Origin of the sequence: Pseudonocardia sp. TRM90224 (genome assembly GCF_021245725.1) — a bacterium.
GTDB lineage: Bacteria > Actinomycetota > Actinomycetes > Mycobacteriales > Pseudonocardiaceae > Pseudonocardia.
Window position 1 is genome coordinate 613,030 of record NZ_JAJGSX010000003.1, and the last position, 15,053, is coordinate 628,082.

Sequence of the window (15,053 nt, forward strand, 5' to 3'; positions counted from 1 at the left end):
CACCACCACGACCGGCGATGGGCCTCAGCGGACCACGTTGAGCACCGACGCGACGTCGTGCACTTCGGTTAGCCGCATCCCGGCGGGCGGCTTGCCGCTGTCCGGCGGCACCAGCGCGTGCGTGAACCCGAGCCGCGCGGCCTCCGCGAGCCGCCGGTCGACGCCGGCGACCCTCCGCACCTCGCCCGCGAGGCCGATCTCGCCGAGCACGACGACGTCGGCCGGGATCGCGACGTCGCGCTTGGCCGACGTGATGGCCAGCGCGAGCGCAAGATCGGCGGCAGGCTCGACCACCCGCATGCCGCCGACGGTCGCCGCGTAGACCTCGGCGTCGTGCAGCCGGACCCCACCGCGCTTCTCCAGCACGGCGAGCAGCATCGCGACCCGTGCGTTGTCGAGCCCGCTCACCGCGCGGCGTGGGCTCGGGATGTCCTTGCCCGTGACCAGCGCCTGCAGCTCGGCGGGGAGGGGGCGACGGCCGTCCATCACGACCGTCACGGCCGTGCCGGGCACGGGCGGCCCGCCGAACCGCGCGAGGAAGAGCCCCGACGGGTCGGGCATCTCGACAATCCCGGAATCGCGCAGCTCGAAGCAGCCGACCTCGTCGGCGGGCCCGAACCGGTTCTTGACGCCACGCACCATGCGCAGCGTCGAGTGCTTGTCGCCCTCGAACGACAGCACGACGTCGACGAGGTGCTCCAGCACACGCGGGCCGGCGATCGAGCCGTCCTTCGTGACATGTCCCACGAGCACGACGGGCAGGCCGCGGTCCTTCGCGAGCCCCGTGAGCGCGACGGTGACCGCCCTCGTCTGCGTCACGCCGCCGGGTGCGCCGTCCGCGTCGGTCGTGGACATCGTCTGGATGGAGTCGACGACGACCAGGTCGGGGCGCAGCTCGTCGATGTGGCTGATGATCGAGCCGAGGTCGGACTCGGCTGCGAGGTAGAGCTCTTCGTTCACCGCGCCGGTGCGTTCGGCGCGCAACCGCACCTGGCCGGCCGATTCCTCGCCCGTGACATACAGCACACGTCCGGTCGCCTTTGCCGCCACTTCGAGCAGCAGCGTCGACTTCCCGACGCCCGGCTCGCCGGCCAGCAGCACCACGACGCCGGGCACAAGGCCGCCGCCGAGCACCCGGTCCAGCTCCGAGACGCCGGTCGGTCGGCTACGCGCCGTGTCGAGCTCGACGTCGGCGATGCGGCGGGCGGGCGCTACGACCGCACCCGACGCGATGCGCGCCCGCACCGGTCCCGGCGCGGCCGCGACCTGCTCCAACGTGCCCCACTCCTGACACGACGGGCAGCGGCCGACCCATTGCGCCGTCTGGTGCTCGCACGCGCTGCAGCGGTAGGTCGCGCGGGCGGTGCGAGCCCGAGAGGTCACTCGCCGTGCTCGTCCACGCGCGGGTCCTCGGAGGTCGCGACGGGGACGGGGAGCCGGATCTCACCCGCGTTGCGGAAGGTCAGCACAACCTCGTAGGTGAGGCCGCCCGCGATGTCGGTGCGCAGGCCGGTCAGCACGATCTGCGGGGCACCCGTGGTGGCAGGCGCAGCGGCGTCGGGGGCGGTGGTCCCGGTCGCCGCAGTCGCGCTCGCCGCCGCGGTGGCCTCGGCGCTCGACGGCACGCCGCTGGGCGGGGTGGCCGTCGGGGATGCCGTCGGCGCCACCACGCCGCTCGGCCGCGCGCTCGCGGTGCCGGTCGGGGCGGTGCCGGTCGGTGCCGCGGGCACCACCGGTGCGGGGGCGCCCTCGACCATGATGGTGGCGCCTGCCGGGACGAGTTTGTTGCCGCTGATCACCACGGTGGACGCGGCCGGGCTGCTCACCGAGACCAGCTCGTCGTCCTGCGTACCTGCGTTGATGAGGACCATGGACAGGGGAGCGTCGCCGCCGCGCGGGTAGACGCTGTCGCCCTCGGCGTGTTCGCCGAACTCGATCTTGGCGTTGCGGACGGCGATGCTGCCGGCCCCGCCGCTGGCACCGTCGACGGCGGCGACCTGACGGCTGGTCTGGGTGACCTGACCGGCACCGCAGCCGGCCAGCGCGACGGCCCCGACCATCAGTCCGATCGCCAGCTTGACCACCGGCACTGCTCCGGTCGGGCGAATACGCAGGGTGCGGCTCACTGTCTGACATCCCTTCCGGACGAGCGTGCCGCCGTGCGGCGGTGCGGGGTTCGCGACCGGCCGGGGATCGTGATGGTCGCCCGGGACGGCCGATGAGCAGCCTAGTCAGGGCCGATCAGGTGCTCCGACGCGGCTGTCGGAGGCACGTTTCTTGCTGGTTGTCAATCCCCTGACCTGCGGCGACGGGTCGGACCGGGCGGCGGTGCCGACCCGGGACGTGTTAACCTGGATATAGCGAAAGGGGCAGAGGACACATGGTTTTCAAGGTCGGAGAGACCGTCGTCTACCCGCACCACGGTGCCGCTCTCATCGAGGCCATCGAGACTCGGACGATCAAGGGCGAGGAACGCAAGTACCTCGTCCTCAAGGTCGCGCAGGGTGATCTCACGGTGCGTGTTCCCGCCGAGAACGCCGAGGTCGTCGGCGTCCGCGATGTGGTGGGCCAGGAAGGTCTGGACAGGGTGTTCGAGGTGCTCCGCGCCCCGCACACCGAAGAACCCACGAACTGGTCTCGCCGGTACAAGGCGAACCTCGAGAAGCTCGCCTCCGGCGACGTGAACAAGGTTGCCGAGGTCGTCCGCGATCTCTGGCGCCGGGAGAAGGACCGCGGCTTGTCCGCGGGCGAGAAGCGCATGTTGGCGAAGGCGCGGCAGATCCTCGTCAGCGAGCTGGCGCTCGCTGAGGGCACCGACGAAGAGCGGGCCGAGGTCCTGCTCGACGAGGTGCTCGCCACCGCCAACGCCTGAGTTTCGTTCATTCTGCCCCGAACCCCGTAGCCGGATGACCGTCGCAGCGGTGGTCGTGGTCGGCAGTCGTGCCGGTGCGCTCGACGAGCTGACCCCGATCGCCGGTGTGCCGATGTTGGTGCACACGGTTCGAGGGCTGTTCGCGGCCGGGATCCCGACCGTCCAGGTGATGGTCGGGGTGCACGCCGCTCTTGATGCAGTCGAACTCGCGTGCGTCGACCTCCGGGTCGACGTGCGCGCGTCGAACGATCCGCGGCGAGTGGGTGCACGTCCGGATCAACGATCGGCGCGTACGGATGGTGACGGATCCCTCACGATCCGTCCTGATGATGTTGTGCTCGTGCACGACGCCGCACGCCCGCTTGCTCCTTCGAGCCTGGTCGGCGCGGTGATCGAGGCCGTGGTGTCGGGGCACGATGTCGTCGTTCCGGTGCTCCCGTTGGTCGACACGGTCAAGGTCGTGGACGACGACGGGCTCATCGGGGCGACCCCCGATCGCGCGGGCCTGCGGGTCATCCAGGCCCCGCACGCCTACCGTGCCCGGGTGCTCACCGAACCGCTCGGCGCCGACGCGCTGGAGCTCGCGGCCGCTCGTGCCGCCGCCGGCCGGCCCGTCCACACCGTCGCCGGGGAGCCGCTCGCCTTCGCCGTCACCACGGCGTGGGAGCTGCAGCTCGCTGAGGCGGCCGTCGAGGAGCGGGGCGCGTGAGGGTCGGCATCGGGACCGACGTGCACCCCGTCGAGGCCGGGCGCGAGTGCTGGATCGCCGGGCTGCTCTGGCCCGGCGTCGACGGCTGCAGCGGTCACTCCGACGGCGACGTCGCCGCGCATGCGCTCTGCGACGCGCTGCTGACCGCGGCGGGCCTCGGCGACCTCGGCGCGGTGTTCGGCACCGGCCGTCCGGAGTGGAGCGGCGCCAGCGGGGTCGCGCTGCTCACCGAGGTGCGGCGGCTGCTCACGGACGCCGGCTGGCAGGTCGGCAACGCCGCGGTGCAGGTCATCGGCAACCACCCCCGGATCGGCACCAGACGGGCGGAGGCCCAGCAGGTGCTGTCCGACGCCGTCGGCGGCCCGGTCGCGGTGTCCGGGACGACCACCGACGGCCTGGGGCTGACGGGCCGCGGCGAGGGCGTAGCGGCGGTGGCGACGGCCCTGCTCCTCCCCGCATAGCGGGCGCTTCGCCGGGCGAGAGCCGCCGCGGGGAGGGCAGGAAAGCCACTTTCCTGCCCTCACAGGGCCTGAAAGTGGCTTTCCTGCCCTCCGGCCGAAGGCCGGAACCGGGCGCCCAGCTCACTTCTGCGCGATCATCCACTGGTGCCCGAAGGGGTCGCGGAGGCGGCCGCCGCGCTCGCCGTACTCCTGGTCGGCGATCGGGTACATGACGCTCGCGCCGGCGTCCTCCATGCGTTTTCCGACGGCGTCGGCGTCCGTCACGTACAAGGCCATGATCACCGGGATGCCGCCCTCGGAAGGTGCCGGGTCGCCGTGGCCGGCGTCCTTGATCGCGAACTTGTACGGCCCGAGCGCCAGCATCGCGTGCATGACCCGACCGCCGTCGTCGGCGAAGCGCTCGAGCAGCTCGGCGCCGAAAGCGGCCTCGTAGAAGGTGATGGCGGCGTCGGCACCTTCGACGACGAGGCGTGGGTACAGCTCCTGGATGTCCATGCCGAGAACGATGCCCCGGCCGACCGTTGCAGGGATTGGAAGAAACGGAAGTGCCCGGCCCACCACCCGTTGGGGAGGTGTCCGTACCCTGGTGTATGTGAGCTTGCGCCTATTCGACACCGCCACCAAGGAGCAGCGGGACTTCGTCCCGGTGCGGTCCGGGGCAGCGTCGATCTACGTCTGTGGTGCAACGGTGCAGGGCATGCCGCACATCGGGCACGTCCGCTCGTCGCTCAACTACGACGTGCTGCGCCGCTGGCTCGCCCACAACGGCTACGACGTCGCGCTGGTCCGCAACGTCACCGACATCGACGACAAGATCCTCACCAAGGCAGCGGCCGCGGGTCGTCCGTGGTGGGAGTGGGCCGCGACGCACGAGCGGGCGTTCTCGGCCGCCTACGACCGGCTCGGCTGCCTCCCGGCGTCGATCGAGCCGCGCGCGACGGGCCACATCACGCAGATGGTCGAGCTGATGGAGCGCCTGATCGAGCGCGGCCACGCCTACCCGGCCGATGGCAACGTCTACTTCGACGTGAAGTCGTTCCCCGAGTACGGCGTGCTCTCGCGGCAGAAGCTCGACCAGGTGGAGCAGGGCGAGCCGGACAACTCCGGCAAGCGCGACCCGCGCGACTTCGCGATGTGGAAGGCGGCGAAGCCGGGCGAGCCGACCTGGCCGACCCCGTGGGGCGCCGGCCGTCCCGGCTGGCACCTCGAGTGCTCCGCGATGGCGACGATGTACCTGGGTGCCGAGTTCGACATCCATGGCGGCGGCATCGACCTGATCTTCCCGCACCACGAGAACGAGCTGGCGCAGTCGCACGCCGCCGGCGACGGCTTCGCGCGCTACTGGCTGCACAACTCGTGGGTCACCATGGGTGGCGAGAAGATGTCGAAGTCGCTCGGCAACACGCTGTCGATCGAGTCGCTGCTGGGCCGGGTGAGCGGCGCCGAGCTGCGCTACTACCTCGTCGGCCCGCACTACCGGTCGTTCATCGAGTTCTCCGACGCGGCGCTGCAGGAGTCGGTCGCGGCCTACCGGCGCATCGAGTCGTTCGTCCACCGGGTGCGCGAGCGGCTCGGCGAGCCGACGGTCGGTGTCCTCTGCGCTGAATTCACCGCCGCCATGGACGACGACCTCGGCACACCGGGCGCGTTGGCGGCCATCCACGGCACCGTGCGCGAGGGCAACATCGCGCTCGACGCCGGCGAGCGCGAAGCGGCGCTCGGGGCCGCGGCCTCGGTGCGAGCGATGACGGGCATCCTCGGCCTCGACCCGCTCGACCCGCAGTGGCTCGACACCAGCACCGACGACGGCGCCGCGCTCAAGGCGCTCGACACGCTGGTGAGCGACCTGCTCGCACAGCGCAAGGAAGCAAGGGCGCGGCGCGATTTCGCCGCGGCGGACGAGGTGCGCGACCGCCTCACCGCGGCCGGGATCGCTGTCGAGGACACGGTCGACGGCTCCACGTGGTCGCTCAAAGATGCCTGATGGGAAACGGTGATGGCGGGCAATTCCAAACGTCGTGGTGCGATGCGCAAGGAGGGCACCAAGAAGGGGATGACGATCGGCTCCGGCGGTCAGCGTCGGCGCGGGCTGGAAGGCAAGGGGCCGACTCCGCCCAAGGAGATGCGCCCCGGCCACCCCGCCGCGCGTAAGGCGGCCCGCGTCGCCAAGGCGACGGCCGGCCGCTCGAAGGTCGCCGGCAACCGCCGCAAGCCCGGCGACGGCGAGACCCCCGAGACCGTCCTGGGCCGCAACGCCGTCGTCGAGTGCCTCCGCGCGCGCGTGCCGGCCACAGCCCTGCACGTCGCGATCGGCACGACGGCCGACGAGCGCGTCACCGAGGCCGTCCAGCTGGCTGCGGACGCCGGGATCTCGATCCTCGAGGTGCCCCGCAACGACCTCGACCGGATCACCGGCGGCGCGCTGCACCAGGGCATCTCGCTGCAGGTGCCGCCGTACGAGTACGCGCACCCCGACGAGCTGCTGGAGATCGCGGCCGAATCGCGCGAGCCCGGGCTGATCGTCGCGCTCGACGGCGTGACCGACCCGCGCAACCTCGGCGCCGTCGTGCGTTCCGTCGGCGCGTTCGGCGGGCACGGCGTGGTGGTCCCGCAGCGGCGGGCCGCCGGGATGACGGCCGTGGCCTGGCGGACGTCCGCCGGTGTCGCGGCCCGCCTGCCGGTGGCGCGAGCCACCAACCTCACGCGCACGCTGCGCGAGTACGCCACCGCCGGCTTCATGATCGCCGGGCTGGACGGCGAAGGTGACGTGACGCTCGACGAGTTCGAGATGGCGACCGACCCGCTCGTCCTCGTGATCGGCTCGGAGGGCAAGGGCCTCTCCCGGCTCGTCCGGCAGACGTGCGACGTCGTGGTGTCGATCCCGATGGCCGGGCCCGTCGAGTCGCTCAACGCCTCGGTTGCGGCCGGCGTCGTGCTCGCCGAGGTCGCGCGGCAGCGCCGCGCCCGCTGACCCCCCGAACTTCCCCACCGTTTTGTGCATCTGCGCGCTGAAAGGGCGCGCAAGTGCACAAAACGGTGGGGAAGTTTGCGGTCAGACTTGTGCGGGTCAGGCGGTGCGGCGGCGGGCTCGCGCGACGATGCGGCAGCCGACGTAGATGAGGAACGCGATCGTCGCGACGTAGCCGGAGACCGGCAGGCCGGGCGCGAGTGACAGCACGGTGCCGCCCAGCAGCGCGACCTCCGCGAAGACCACCGCGAGCACGGTGGCGAGCAGCGGGCTGGCGGTCACCCGCGCCGCCGCCGCCCCCGGCGCGATCATCACCGAGAGCACGAGGATCGCGCCGACGATCGGGACCGCCAGCGCGGTGGTGAGCCCGATCAGCACAGCGAACACCAGCGAGAGCACCCGCACCGGCACCCCGCGGGCGAGCGCGACGTCGGGGTCGGTGCTGGCGAACAGCAGCGGCCGGTACAGCACGGCCAGCACCCCGACGACCAGCAGCGCGACGATGCCGAGCACCCACAGGTTGGTCGAGTCGACCGACACGATCGAGCCCGTGAGCAGCCCGAACTTGTTCGAAGCGCGCCCGCTGTAGAGGGCGAGCATGAGGACGCCGAGCCCGAGCCCGAAGGCCAGCACCACGCCGATGACGGAGTCGCGCTCGCGCTGGCGCAGCCCGAGCAGCCCGAAGACGAGGCCGGCGACGACGGCGCCGGCAACGGCGCCGAGCCCGACCGAGACGCCGATCAGCAGCGCCGCCGCGCCACCGGTGAACGCCAGCTCCGCCGTGCCGTGCACGGCGAACGCCATCCCGCGCGAGACGATCAGCGGCGCCAGCGCCCCGGCGACCAGCCCGAGCACGGCACACGCGATGAGCGCGTTCTGCACGAACGGCAGCCCGATCAGCTCGCCGATGCCGTCGAAGGTGAGCAGTCGGCCGAACACGTCGTTCACTGCACGGGCTCCTCACCGTGGCAGTGCTCGCCGTGGGAGTCGGCGCCGACGACAACGAGCCGGTCGCGCACACGCAGCACGTCGACCCTGGTCCGGTACAGCTCGCTGAGCACCGCCGACGTCATGACCTCCGACGGCGGGCCGACCCGGAAACGGCCGTTGACGAGGTAGAGCACGCGGTCGACGAGCGGCAGCACCGGGTTGATCTCGTGCGTGACGAAGAGGACAGCGGTGTTCGCCGAGCGGCGCCGCCCGTCGATGAGCTCGGTGACGGTGCGCTGGTGGGCGAGGTCGAGCGAGAGCAGCGGTTCGTCGCACAGCAGCACGTCGGGGTCGCCGACCAGCGCCTGCGCCACCCGCAGCCGCTGCTGCTCGCCCCCGGAGAGCCGCCCGACCGGCGCGTGGGCGTAGCCGCTGCCGCCGACGGCCGCGAGCGCGGCGTCGACCTTCGCCCGGCGCGCCCGACGGCCGCGGATGCCCAGGCCGAGCTTGTGCCCGTCGAGGCCGAGCCCGACGAGGTCGCGGCCGCGCAGCGGCAGGTCGGGGTCGAGCGCCTTCTGCTGCGGCACGTACCCGATGCTCGGACTGCCCCGCCGCGGCGGCTCGCCCGCAACCTTCACCTCACCCGCCGACAGCGGCAGCAACCCGAGCAGCACCCGCATCAACGTCGTCTTGCCGGAGCCGTTCGGCCCGAGCACGGCGACGAACTCGCCGGGCGCGACGTCGAGGTCGAGCCCGTCCCACAGCGTCCGCTCACCGAAGCTGACGCGCGCGCCGCGCAGCGAGAGCGCGGCTGGTGCGACGCCTGTGGTGGTGGCGGGGACGGTGGGTGCTGCCATGTGCGTCAGGTCCGGTTCAAGGCGGTGGCGAGCGCATCGATCTGTGCGCCCATCCAGGTTACGTAGTCGCTCCCCGCCGGCAGCGTCTCGGTCACGTCGACGACGGGTACACCTGCAGTTTGCGCCGCCTGCTTCACCTGGTCGGTGGTGGGGGTCTCGGTCTGGGCGTTGAGCACCAGGGCCTTCACCTGCGTGCCGGGCGCGAAGAGCCCGAGCGTCTGCTGCAGCACCGCGGCGGGCGGGTCGGTGTCCTCCTCGATCGCCTCGGCGAACTCCCCCGGCGTCGCGTCGGTGAGGCCGGCCGCCTCGATGAGGTAACCGGGGACGGGTTCGGTGATCGCGACCTGCGCGCCGGGGTGCGCCGCCGCGATCTCCTTCGTCTTCGCCGTCAGCCCGTCGATCTTGGCGTTGAACGCCGACGCGTTCGCGGTGTACGTCGCGGCGTTGGCGGCGTCGACCTTGCCGAGCTCGCCGGCGAGCTGCGTCGCCAGCTTCTGCACGGTCGGCAGGCTGTACCAGACGTGCTCGTTGAACTCGGCGTCAGCGGCGGCCGGCTTCAGCCCGGAGAGCGTGGCGACGTCGATGACCGCGGGCTGACCACCCGCCGACTCGACGAGTCGCTGCATCCAGTCGTCGTAGCCGCCGCCGTTGAAGACGACCACACCCGCCTTCGCGACCTTTGCCGCGTCGGCGGGGGTGCTCTCGAAGGAGTGCGGGTCGGCGGCCGGGTCGGTGATCAACGACTCGACGGTGACGTTGGGCCCGCCGACGGCCTCCGCGATGCTGCCGTAGACGTTGGTCGAGGTGACGACACTCACCCCGGCGGCCCCGCCCGGAGTCGCGCCGGGGGCGGCGGAAGGCGTCGATGAGCCGCATCCCGCGGCTGTGAGCAGCGCAATTGCGACCGCGGCGGTGGTGGCACCGAGGCGAAAACTCATGACTGACCCTCTCACTGATGGCACGGGGACGACTCTACATTGATAACCGTTGTCGTTAGGCGCTGCGCTGTGATGTTGCACTCTGCGACCGACTTTCCCGCTGAGCTACTGAACCGTTACGGTTCGACGATGTCTGGGCTTCCGAACGTCCGACGTCCCGCGACGCTCGCATCGCTGGCCGCCGAGCTGGGCGTCTCGCGGACAACGGTCTCCAACGCTTACAACCGGCCTGACCAGCTCTCCGCACCCTTGCGAGCACGCGTGCTCGAAGCCGCCCGCAGGCTCGGATACCCCGGGCCCGATCCCGTCGCGCGCTCCTTGCGTACCCGCAAGGCAGGCGCGGTGGGTCTGTTGCTCACCGAAGCGCTCTCCTACGCATTCCGCGACCCGGCGGCGACCGGTTTCCTCGAGGGTCTCGCGCTCGCGTGCGAGCAGGCCGGGCAGGGGCTGCTGCTGATCCCGGTCAGCCCCGAGCACGCCGACGTCACCGCGGTGCACCAGGCGGGCGTCGACGGGTTCGTCGTCTACTCGGTGCGCGAGGACGACCCGCACTTCCTCGCCGTGCTCGAAAGGCCCGTGCCGACCGTCGTCTGCGACCAGCCGCACGGTGTCGAGGGGGTCGACCGGGTCGGCGTCGACGACCGCGCGGGGATGCTCTCGCTCACGCGGCACGTCACGGGGCTCGGGCACCGCAGGGTCGGCGTGCTCTGCATGCGCCTCGGCGAAGGGCGTCACGACGGCCTGGCCGACCAGCAGCGGCTGCAGAACGCCACCTACCCGGTGCAGCGCGACCGGCTCGCCGGGCTGCGCGACGGGCTCGCCGAGGTGGGCGTCGACTGGGCCGACGTCCCCGTGATCGAGCGCTTCGAGCACAGCGTCGAGGCCGGTCAGAACGGCGCTGCCGAGCTGCTCGGCGCCCGCCCCGACATCACCGCCGTCATCTGCACGTCGGACATCCTCGCGCTGGGCGCCCTGCGGTACGCGGGCGATCGCGGCCTCGCCGTGCCCGACGACCTCACGATCACCGGTTTCGACGGCGTCCCCGAGGCGGAGCGCGCCGGGCTCACCACCGTCCGCCAGCCGTTGCTGGAGAAGGGGCGGGTCGCGGGCGAGCTGCTGCTGGAGCGCGGCGACCGCAACCGTCCCCGCCGCGTGATGCTCCCGACCGAGCTGCTGGTCGGCACCACGAGCGGCGAGTCGCGCACCGAGCAGCGCTTCTTCTCGGGCTGGTGAGCGTCGACAACGACGTTATGGCTGTTTGTTAGCGCTCACAACAGCCATTTCGTCGTTGTCGACGGCCGGGCCGAGCCGCTTGGTGATCGAGCGCGCGAGGTCGGCCACGTTTCCGCCGGGCGGATCGACCGCGCCCTCCAGCAGGAGGACCGACAGGCCGTGCACGAGAGCCCAGCCGGCCAGCGCGGTTGTCGGGTCGGAAGCCGCCGCGGGGTTCCGGTGTTGGGCTGCGCCCGTACGCAGCAGCTCGCCGGCGCGGTTCTGCGCCGCCGAGAGCTCCGGGTCGTCGCCGCGGACGAGGCCCGGCGCGCGCATCACCGCGAAGTGCGCGGGGTGTGAGGTCGCGAAGAGCACGTAGGTGACGCCGAGCTCGGCGAAGTCCTGGCCGCGGTCCGCGGTGCGCGCGAGGTCGTCGGCGAGCCCGGTCCACCCCTCGGTGGCCAGCGCCGTGAGCAGGCCGGTCTTGTCGCCGAAGTGGTGGGTCGGCGCCGCGTGCGAGACGCCGGCCCGCCGTGCGACGTCACGGAGGCTGATCGCGACCGGGCCGTGCTCGGCGACGGCTTCCAGCGCGGAATCGAGCAACGCGCGCCGCAGGTCGCCGTGGTGGTAGGGCATCCGTTCAGGCTACCGGAGATCTTGACGTTGACAAGATGTGGTTCGCGAGGCATCTTGTCGGTGTCAAGTTGACGGTGTCAAGAAGGAGTGATTCCCGTGCCCACGATTCCCTGGGCCCCTGCCGAACCGGTGCTCGCAGACGTCGTCGTCATGGCCTCCCGCTTCCGGGTCCGCAAGCTGCGCCACGTGCTGCCGTTCTTCATCGACGCGATGCGCATCTACGCGCAGACCCGCAAGGCGGAGGGAGCGGTCGGGGTGTCGCTCGTCGCGCACCCGCTGCGCCGCGAGTTCGCGACGCTCAGCGCGTGGCGCGACGAGGCGGCGCTGCGGCAGATGGTGCGGACCGAACCACATCGCTCGGTGATGGTGCGCCAGCGCGCTGTGATGGCCGAGTCGGTGTTCCGCTCCTGGACCGCCCCCGGATCGGAGGTGCCGACCTGGGAGGAGGCGGAACTGAGGCTCGCCGGTTGAACCCGGGCCTGGTAATAGTCGTGTCACAGGAGTGACTATTACGGGGGCCGTGGTGAGCGATGTTGTGCAGGCATGGGTGGACGGTTGGGTCGTCTCGCGCGGGGCGGCGCCGCCACTCGTCGAGCCGTGGGGGTTCACGATCGACGTCGGGGCCGCCGACCACGTCACCCGCCACGTGCTGAGCGCGATGAACGACGAGCTCGACGAGGCCACGGTCCGGAAGGTGGCGGAGCCGGTGACCGGGGCCGGCGTGTGGCTCAAGCTCTTCGCCGAGCCGACCCGCGTCGGTCCATGGCTGGGCGAGGGTTGGGAGTTCAGGCCGGACCCGAGCTTCCTGATGTCGGCCGCGCTCGCCTACGGACCCACCCTGCCCGTGCCGGACGGCTACCGGCTGCGCACCTGGCAGCAGGGCGGTGTCGTCCGGGCGCTGCTCGCAGCGCCGGACGGCTCGCTGGCCGCCCGCGGCCAGATCGCCCCGACCGGCGCGACCGCCGTCGCCGACCAGATCGAGACCGCCCCGGCGCACCGCCGGAAGGGCTTCGGCCGCCTCGTCATGCAGGCGCTCGCGCAGGCGGCGGTCGCTCAGGGCGCGGAGACCGGTGTCCTCGCGGCGACGCCGGTGGGGCGGACGCTGTACGAGGCGCTGGGATGGCGTGTCGAGGCGCCGCTGACCAGCGCGAAGTGCATCGGACGGAACTGAGCAAGTGTCCGGCGTTACCGACGGGCTTCGAGCAGCTGCTGCAGCACCTGCGCCATCTCCGCCGGATCGGCGACGCGGAACCCCGCCGCAGTCTCGCCCTCGCCGACCTTCACCCCGACGTCGCCCTCGCGCATCCGGGCGAACGCCGTCTCGTCGGTGACGTCGTCGCCGGCGAACAGGACGGCATCGGCCGCGACCCGCTCCCGGAGCGTGTCGATCGCCGCGCCCTTCGTCACCTGGAGCACCGCAAGATCGAGCACCTGCTTGCCGGGGGTCGCCTCGACGCCGGAGCGGCTGGCCGGCCCGCTGCGCACGGCCTCCAGCACGCGTGTCGCGACGGCCGGCTCGGCGTTGCGGACGTGCACGGCCACCCCTGCCGGCTTGTGCTCCAGCGTCACACCCGGCTCGCCCCCGACGAGCTCGCGAAGCTCGGCGTCGAGCTGGTCGAGCCGCGCTTGCGCGTCGTCGTCGAGCGCCGCCGCGCCGTCGTCGAACTCGCCGCCGTGGCTGCCGACCAGCCGGATCGGGCTGCCGAAGCCCGAGACGGCGGCCAGGTCGGCGAGGCCGCGGCCGGAGACCAGCACGATCGTCGTCCCGTCGAGCGTCGCCAGCGCGCCGAGCGCCGCGGCCGCCTCCGGTAGCGGGCGCGCGGCGGACGGCACGTCGACGATCGGCGCCAGCACGCCGTCGAAGTCGAGCGCGACGAGCAGCCGCGGCACGGTCGCGACCCGCCTGACGGCATCCCGGAGATCGCCTGGGAGATCGGGTGGGAGATCACTCATCTTGCGTTTCCTCCGCTGGCGGCAGGCCCAGCTCGTCGAGGAACGAGCGCGCCCACCGGTCGACGTCGTTGGCCAGCACCTGCTTGCGCAGCGCCCGCATCCGCCGCCGCGTCTCCTCGGGGCGCATCGTCAGCGCGGCGTGCAGCGCGTTCTTCACGCCGTCGGTGTCGTGCGGGTTGACCAGCACGGCTTCCTTCAGCTCGATCGCGGCGCCGGCGAACTCGGAGAGCACGAGCACACCGCCGAGGTCGGACCGCGACGCCACGTACTCCTTAGCCACGAGGTTCATGCCGTCGCGCAGTGGCGTCACCAGCATGACGTCGGCCGCGGCGAAGAACGCGGCGAGCTCGTCGCGCGGGAGCGACTGGTGCAGGTAGTGCAGCACCGGGTGCCCGACGCGCGCGTACGTGCCGTTGATCCGCCCGACCGCCTGCTCGATGTCGTTGCGCATCTTCTGGTAGTGCTCGACGCGCTCCCGGCTCGGCGTCGCGAGCTGGATCATCACCGTGCGTTCGGCGTCGACGCGGTCCTCGGCGAGCAGCTCCTCGAACGCGCGCAACCGCACGTCGATGCCCTTGGTGTAGTCGAGCCGGTCGACCCCGAGGATCACCCGCTCCGGGTCGCCGAGGTCGGTGCGGATCTGCTTGGCCCGCTCCTGCACCTCGGGGCTGCGGGAGAGCTCGTCGAGGCGGGCGGAGTCGATCGAGATCGGGAACGCGCCGAGCTTGACCTTGCGCCCGTCGTAGACGACGTCGTTGCGGCCGTCGCCGGGGGACGCGCCGGTGAGGCGGGTGGCCAGCCAGCGGAAGTTGCGTGCGCCGCCGGCGGTGTGGAAGCCGACGAGGTCGGCGCCGAGCAGGCCCTCCACGATCCGGGTGCGCCACGGGAGCTGCATGAACAGCTCGGTCGGCGGGAACGGGATGTGCAGGAAGAATCCGATGCGCAGGTCGGGGCGCAGCTCCCGCAGCGCGGCCGGCAGCAGCTGCAGCTGGTAGTCCTGGATCCACACCGTGGCGCCCTTGGCGGCCACCTCCGCCGTCGCCTCAGCGAAGCGCTGGTTGACCCGGACGTAGGCCTGCCACCAGTGCCGATGGAACGCGGGTGGCGCGACGACGTCGTGGTAGAGCGGCCAGAGCGTGCCGTTCGAGAAGCCCTCGTAGTAGTCCTCGACGTCCTTGGCACTGAGGCTCACGGGGTGGAGCTGGAGCCCGTCCTCGACGAACGGCTCCGCCTCCGCGTCCGGCAGGCCCGGCCAGCCGACCCAGGCGCCCTCGCGGCTGCGCAGCATCGGTTCGAGCGCGGTGACCAGGCCGCCTGGGCTGCGCTTCCACCGTTCCGCGCCGTCGGGGAGCCTCTCGAGGTCGACGGGAAGCCGGTTCGCGACAACGACGAACTCGGCGCTGGACAGATCGGTACCGCTGTCCGCCACGCGTCCTCCTCAGGCCACCGCCGTCGAGCCTACGCGGACAGATACCCCGATCTGAACGCTTCGCCACGTCGCCGGCGGTGCGGCCCGG

General features: G+C 72.1%; 17 protein-coding genes. 8 read left to right on the forward strand and 9 right to left on the reverse strand.

Translation table 11 applies throughout. From position 1 onward, the window contains the following. Nucleotides 1-24: 24 nt before the first annotated feature. Nucleotides 25-1,383: a DNA repair protein RadA gene (gene radA, locus LL648_RS07020; protein ID WP_232661582.1), complete on the reverse strand. Its 1,359-nt coding sequence runs from the start codon at nucleotides 1,381-1,383 to the stop codon at nucleotides 25-27. Further along, the gene (locus LL648_RS07025; RefSeq protein WP_232661583.1) at nucleotides 1,380-2,084 is read right to left on the reverse strand and encodes a hypothetical protein; all 705 of its coding nucleotides are present in this window, start codon (nucleotides 2,082-2,084) and stop codon (nucleotides 1,380-1,382) included. The genes radA and LL648_RS07025 overlap by 4 nt, the downstream gene beginning before the upstream one ends. A gap of 296 nt (nucleotides 2,085-2,380) precedes the next feature. On the opposite strand from LL648_RS07025, the gene LL648_RS07030 reads away from it, so the two are divergent. From LL648_RS07030 to ispF, 3 genes are read left to right on the forward strand one after another with little or no spacing between them, the layout of a single operon-like run. Continuing rightward, nucleotides 2,381-2,872: a CarD family transcriptional regulator gene (locus LL648_RS07030; RefSeq protein WP_094921897.1), complete on the forward strand. Its 492-nt coding sequence runs from the start codon at nucleotides 2,381-2,383 to the stop codon at nucleotides 2,870-2,872. Nucleotides 2,873-2,906: 34 nt separating this feature from the next. After that, complete coding sequence (locus LL648_RS07035; RefSeq protein ID WP_232661584.1) at nucleotides 2,907-3,581, forward strand: 2-C-methyl-D-erythritol 4-phosphate cytidylyltransferase; 675 nt, start codon at nucleotides 2,907-2,909, stop codon at nucleotides 3,579-3,581. Further along, nucleotides 3,578-4,042 carry a 2-C-methyl-D-erythritol 2,4-cyclodiphosphate synthase gene (gene ispF / locus LL648_RS07040; RefSeq protein WP_232661585.1) on the forward strand — a complete coding sequence of 155 codons (465 nt, stop codon included), beginning with the start codon at nucleotides 3,578-3,580 and terminating at the stop codon, nucleotides 4,040-4,042. The genes LL648_RS07035 and ispF overlap by 4 nt, the downstream gene beginning before the upstream one ends. A gap of 120 nt (nucleotides 4,043-4,162) precedes the next feature. On the opposite strand, the gene LL648_RS07045 is transcribed toward ispF, so the two are convergent. Then, nucleotides 4,163-4,537 (reverse strand): VOC family protein, encoded by a 375-nt coding sequence (locus tag LL648_RS07045; protein WP_232661586.1) that lies wholly within the window; start codon nucleotides 4,535-4,537, stop codon nucleotides 4,163-4,165. A 97-nt stretch (nucleotides 4,538-4,634) separates the two neighbouring features. On the opposite strand from LL648_RS07045, the gene cysS reads away from it, so the two are divergent. Together cysS and rlmB are read left to right on the forward strand one after the other, a co-directional pair. Beyond that, on the forward strand, nucleotides 4,635-6,026 hold the full coding sequence (gene cysS, locus LL648_RS07050; RefSeq protein ID WP_232661587.1) for a cysteine--tRNA ligase: 1,392 nt from the start codon (nucleotides 4,635-4,637) through the stop codon (nucleotides 6,024-6,026). Nucleotides 6,027-6,038: 12 nt separating this feature from the next. After that, nucleotides 6,039-7,013 (forward strand): 23S rRNA (guanosine(2251)-2'-O)-methyltransferase RlmB, encoded by a 975-nt coding sequence (gene rlmB / locus LL648_RS07055; protein ID WP_232661588.1) that lies wholly within the window; start codon nucleotides 6,039-6,041, stop codon nucleotides 7,011-7,013. Between the two features lie 96 nt (nucleotides 7,014-7,109). On the opposite strand, the gene LL648_RS07060 is transcribed toward rlmB, so the two are convergent. From LL648_RS07060 to LL648_RS07070, 3 genes are read right to left on the reverse strand one after another with little or no spacing between them, the layout of a single operon-like run. Beyond that, nucleotides 7,110-7,958, reverse strand: a complete 849-nt coding sequence (locus LL648_RS07060) for a metal ABC transporter permease (protein ID WP_232661589.1) — start codon at nucleotides 7,956-7,958, stop codon at nucleotides 7,110-7,112. Beyond that, nucleotides 7,955-8,797, reverse strand: a complete 843-nt coding sequence (locus tag LL648_RS07065) for a metal ABC transporter ATP-binding protein (protein ID WP_232661590.1) — start codon at nucleotides 8,795-8,797, stop codon at nucleotides 7,955-7,957. Before LL648_RS07065 ends, LL648_RS07060 begins: the two co-directional genes overlap by 4 nt. 5 nt (nucleotides 8,798-8,802) lie before the next feature. Beyond that, nucleotides 8,803-9,735 carry a metal ABC transporter solute-binding protein, Zn/Mn family gene (locus LL648_RS07070; RefSeq protein WP_232661591.1) on the reverse strand — a complete coding sequence of 311 codons (933 nt, stop codon included), beginning with the start codon at nucleotides 9,733-9,735 and terminating at the stop codon, nucleotides 8,803-8,805. A 129-nt stretch (nucleotides 9,736-9,864) separates the two neighbouring features. Here LL648_RS07070 and LL648_RS07075 point away from each other — a divergent pair, with 129 nt between their 5' ends. After that, on the forward strand, nucleotides 9,865-10,968 hold the full coding sequence (locus LL648_RS07075) for a LacI family DNA-binding transcriptional regulator (protein WP_232661592.1): 1,104 nt from the start codon (nucleotides 9,865-9,867) through the stop codon (nucleotides 10,966-10,968). Between the two features lie 15 nt (nucleotides 10,969-10,983). Here LL648_RS07075 and LL648_RS07080 read toward each other — a convergent pair whose 3' ends face one another. Next, a complete protein-coding gene (locus LL648_RS07080; protein WP_232661593.1) occupies nucleotides 10,984-11,583 on the reverse strand; it encodes a TetR/AcrR family transcriptional regulator in 600 nt (199 codons plus the stop codon). Between the two features lie 96 nt (nucleotides 11,584-11,679). Here LL648_RS07080 and LL648_RS07085 point away from each other — a divergent pair, with 96 nt between their 5' ends. Further along, the gene (locus tag LL648_RS07085) at nucleotides 11,680-12,054 is read left to right on the forward strand and encodes a DUF3291 domain-containing protein (protein WP_232661594.1); all 375 of its coding nucleotides are present in this window, start codon (nucleotides 11,680-11,682) and stop codon (nucleotides 12,052-12,054) included. Between the two features lie 52 nt (nucleotides 12,055-12,106). Beyond that, nucleotides 12,107-12,754, forward strand: coding sequence for a GNAT family N-acetyltransferase (locus LL648_RS45060; RefSeq protein WP_232661595.1), 648 nt, complete (start codon nucleotides 12,107-12,109; stop codon nucleotides 12,752-12,754). Between the two features lie 14 nt (nucleotides 12,755-12,768). Here the strand turns inward: LL648_RS45060 and otsB are convergent, their stop codons facing one another. Further along, nucleotides 12,769-13,536: a trehalose-phosphatase gene (gene otsB, locus LL648_RS07095; protein WP_232661596.1), complete on the reverse strand. Its 768-nt coding sequence runs from the start codon at nucleotides 13,534-13,536 to the stop codon at nucleotides 12,769-12,771. Beyond that, entirely contained in the window at nucleotides 13,529-14,965 is a 1,437-nt protein-coding gene (locus LL648_RS07100) for an alpha,alpha-trehalose-phosphate synthase (UDP-forming) (protein WP_232661597.1), read from the reverse strand. The genes otsB and LL648_RS07100 overlap by 8 nt, the downstream gene beginning before the upstream one ends. Nucleotides 14,966-15,053: the final 88 nt, after the last annotated feature.

Bases quoted from the DNA above. Each gene is read 5' to 3' on its own strand.
- LL648_RS07030 (WP_094921897.1), top strand. From the start codon at position 2,381: ATGGTTTTCAAGGTCGGAGAGACCGTCGTCTACCCGCACCACGGTGCC.
- LL648_RS07035 (WP_232661584.1), top strand. From the start codon at position 2,907: ATGACCGTCGCAGCGGTGGTCGTGGTCGGCAGTCGTGCCGGTGCGCTC.
- LL648_RS07045 (WP_232661586.1), bottom strand. From the start codon at position 4,537: ATGGACATCCAGGAGCTGTACCCACGCCTCGTCGTCGAAGGTGCCGAC.
- rlmB (WP_232661588.1), top strand. From the start codon at position 6,039: ATGGCGGGCAATTCCAAACGTCGTGGTGCGATGCGCAAGGAGGGCACC.
- LL648_RS07065 (WP_232661590.1), bottom strand. From the start codon at position 8,797: ATGGCAGCACCCACCGTCCCCGCCACCACCACAGGCGTCGCACCAGCC.
- LL648_RS07070 (WP_232661591.1), bottom strand. From the start codon at position 9,735: ATGAGTTTTCGCCTCGGTGCCACCACCGCCGCGGTCGCAATTGCGCTG.
- LL648_RS07075 (WP_232661592.1), top strand. From the start codon at position 9,865: ATGTCTGGGCTTCCGAACGTCCGACGTCCCGCGACGCTCGCATCGCTG.
- LL648_RS07080 (WP_232661593.1), bottom strand. From the start codon at position 11,583: ATGCCCTACCACCACGGCGACCTGCGGCGCGCGTTGCTCGATTCCGCG.
- otsB (WP_232661596.1), bottom strand. From the start codon at position 13,536: ATGAGTGATCTCCCACCCGATCTCCCAGGCGATCTCCGGGATGCCGTC.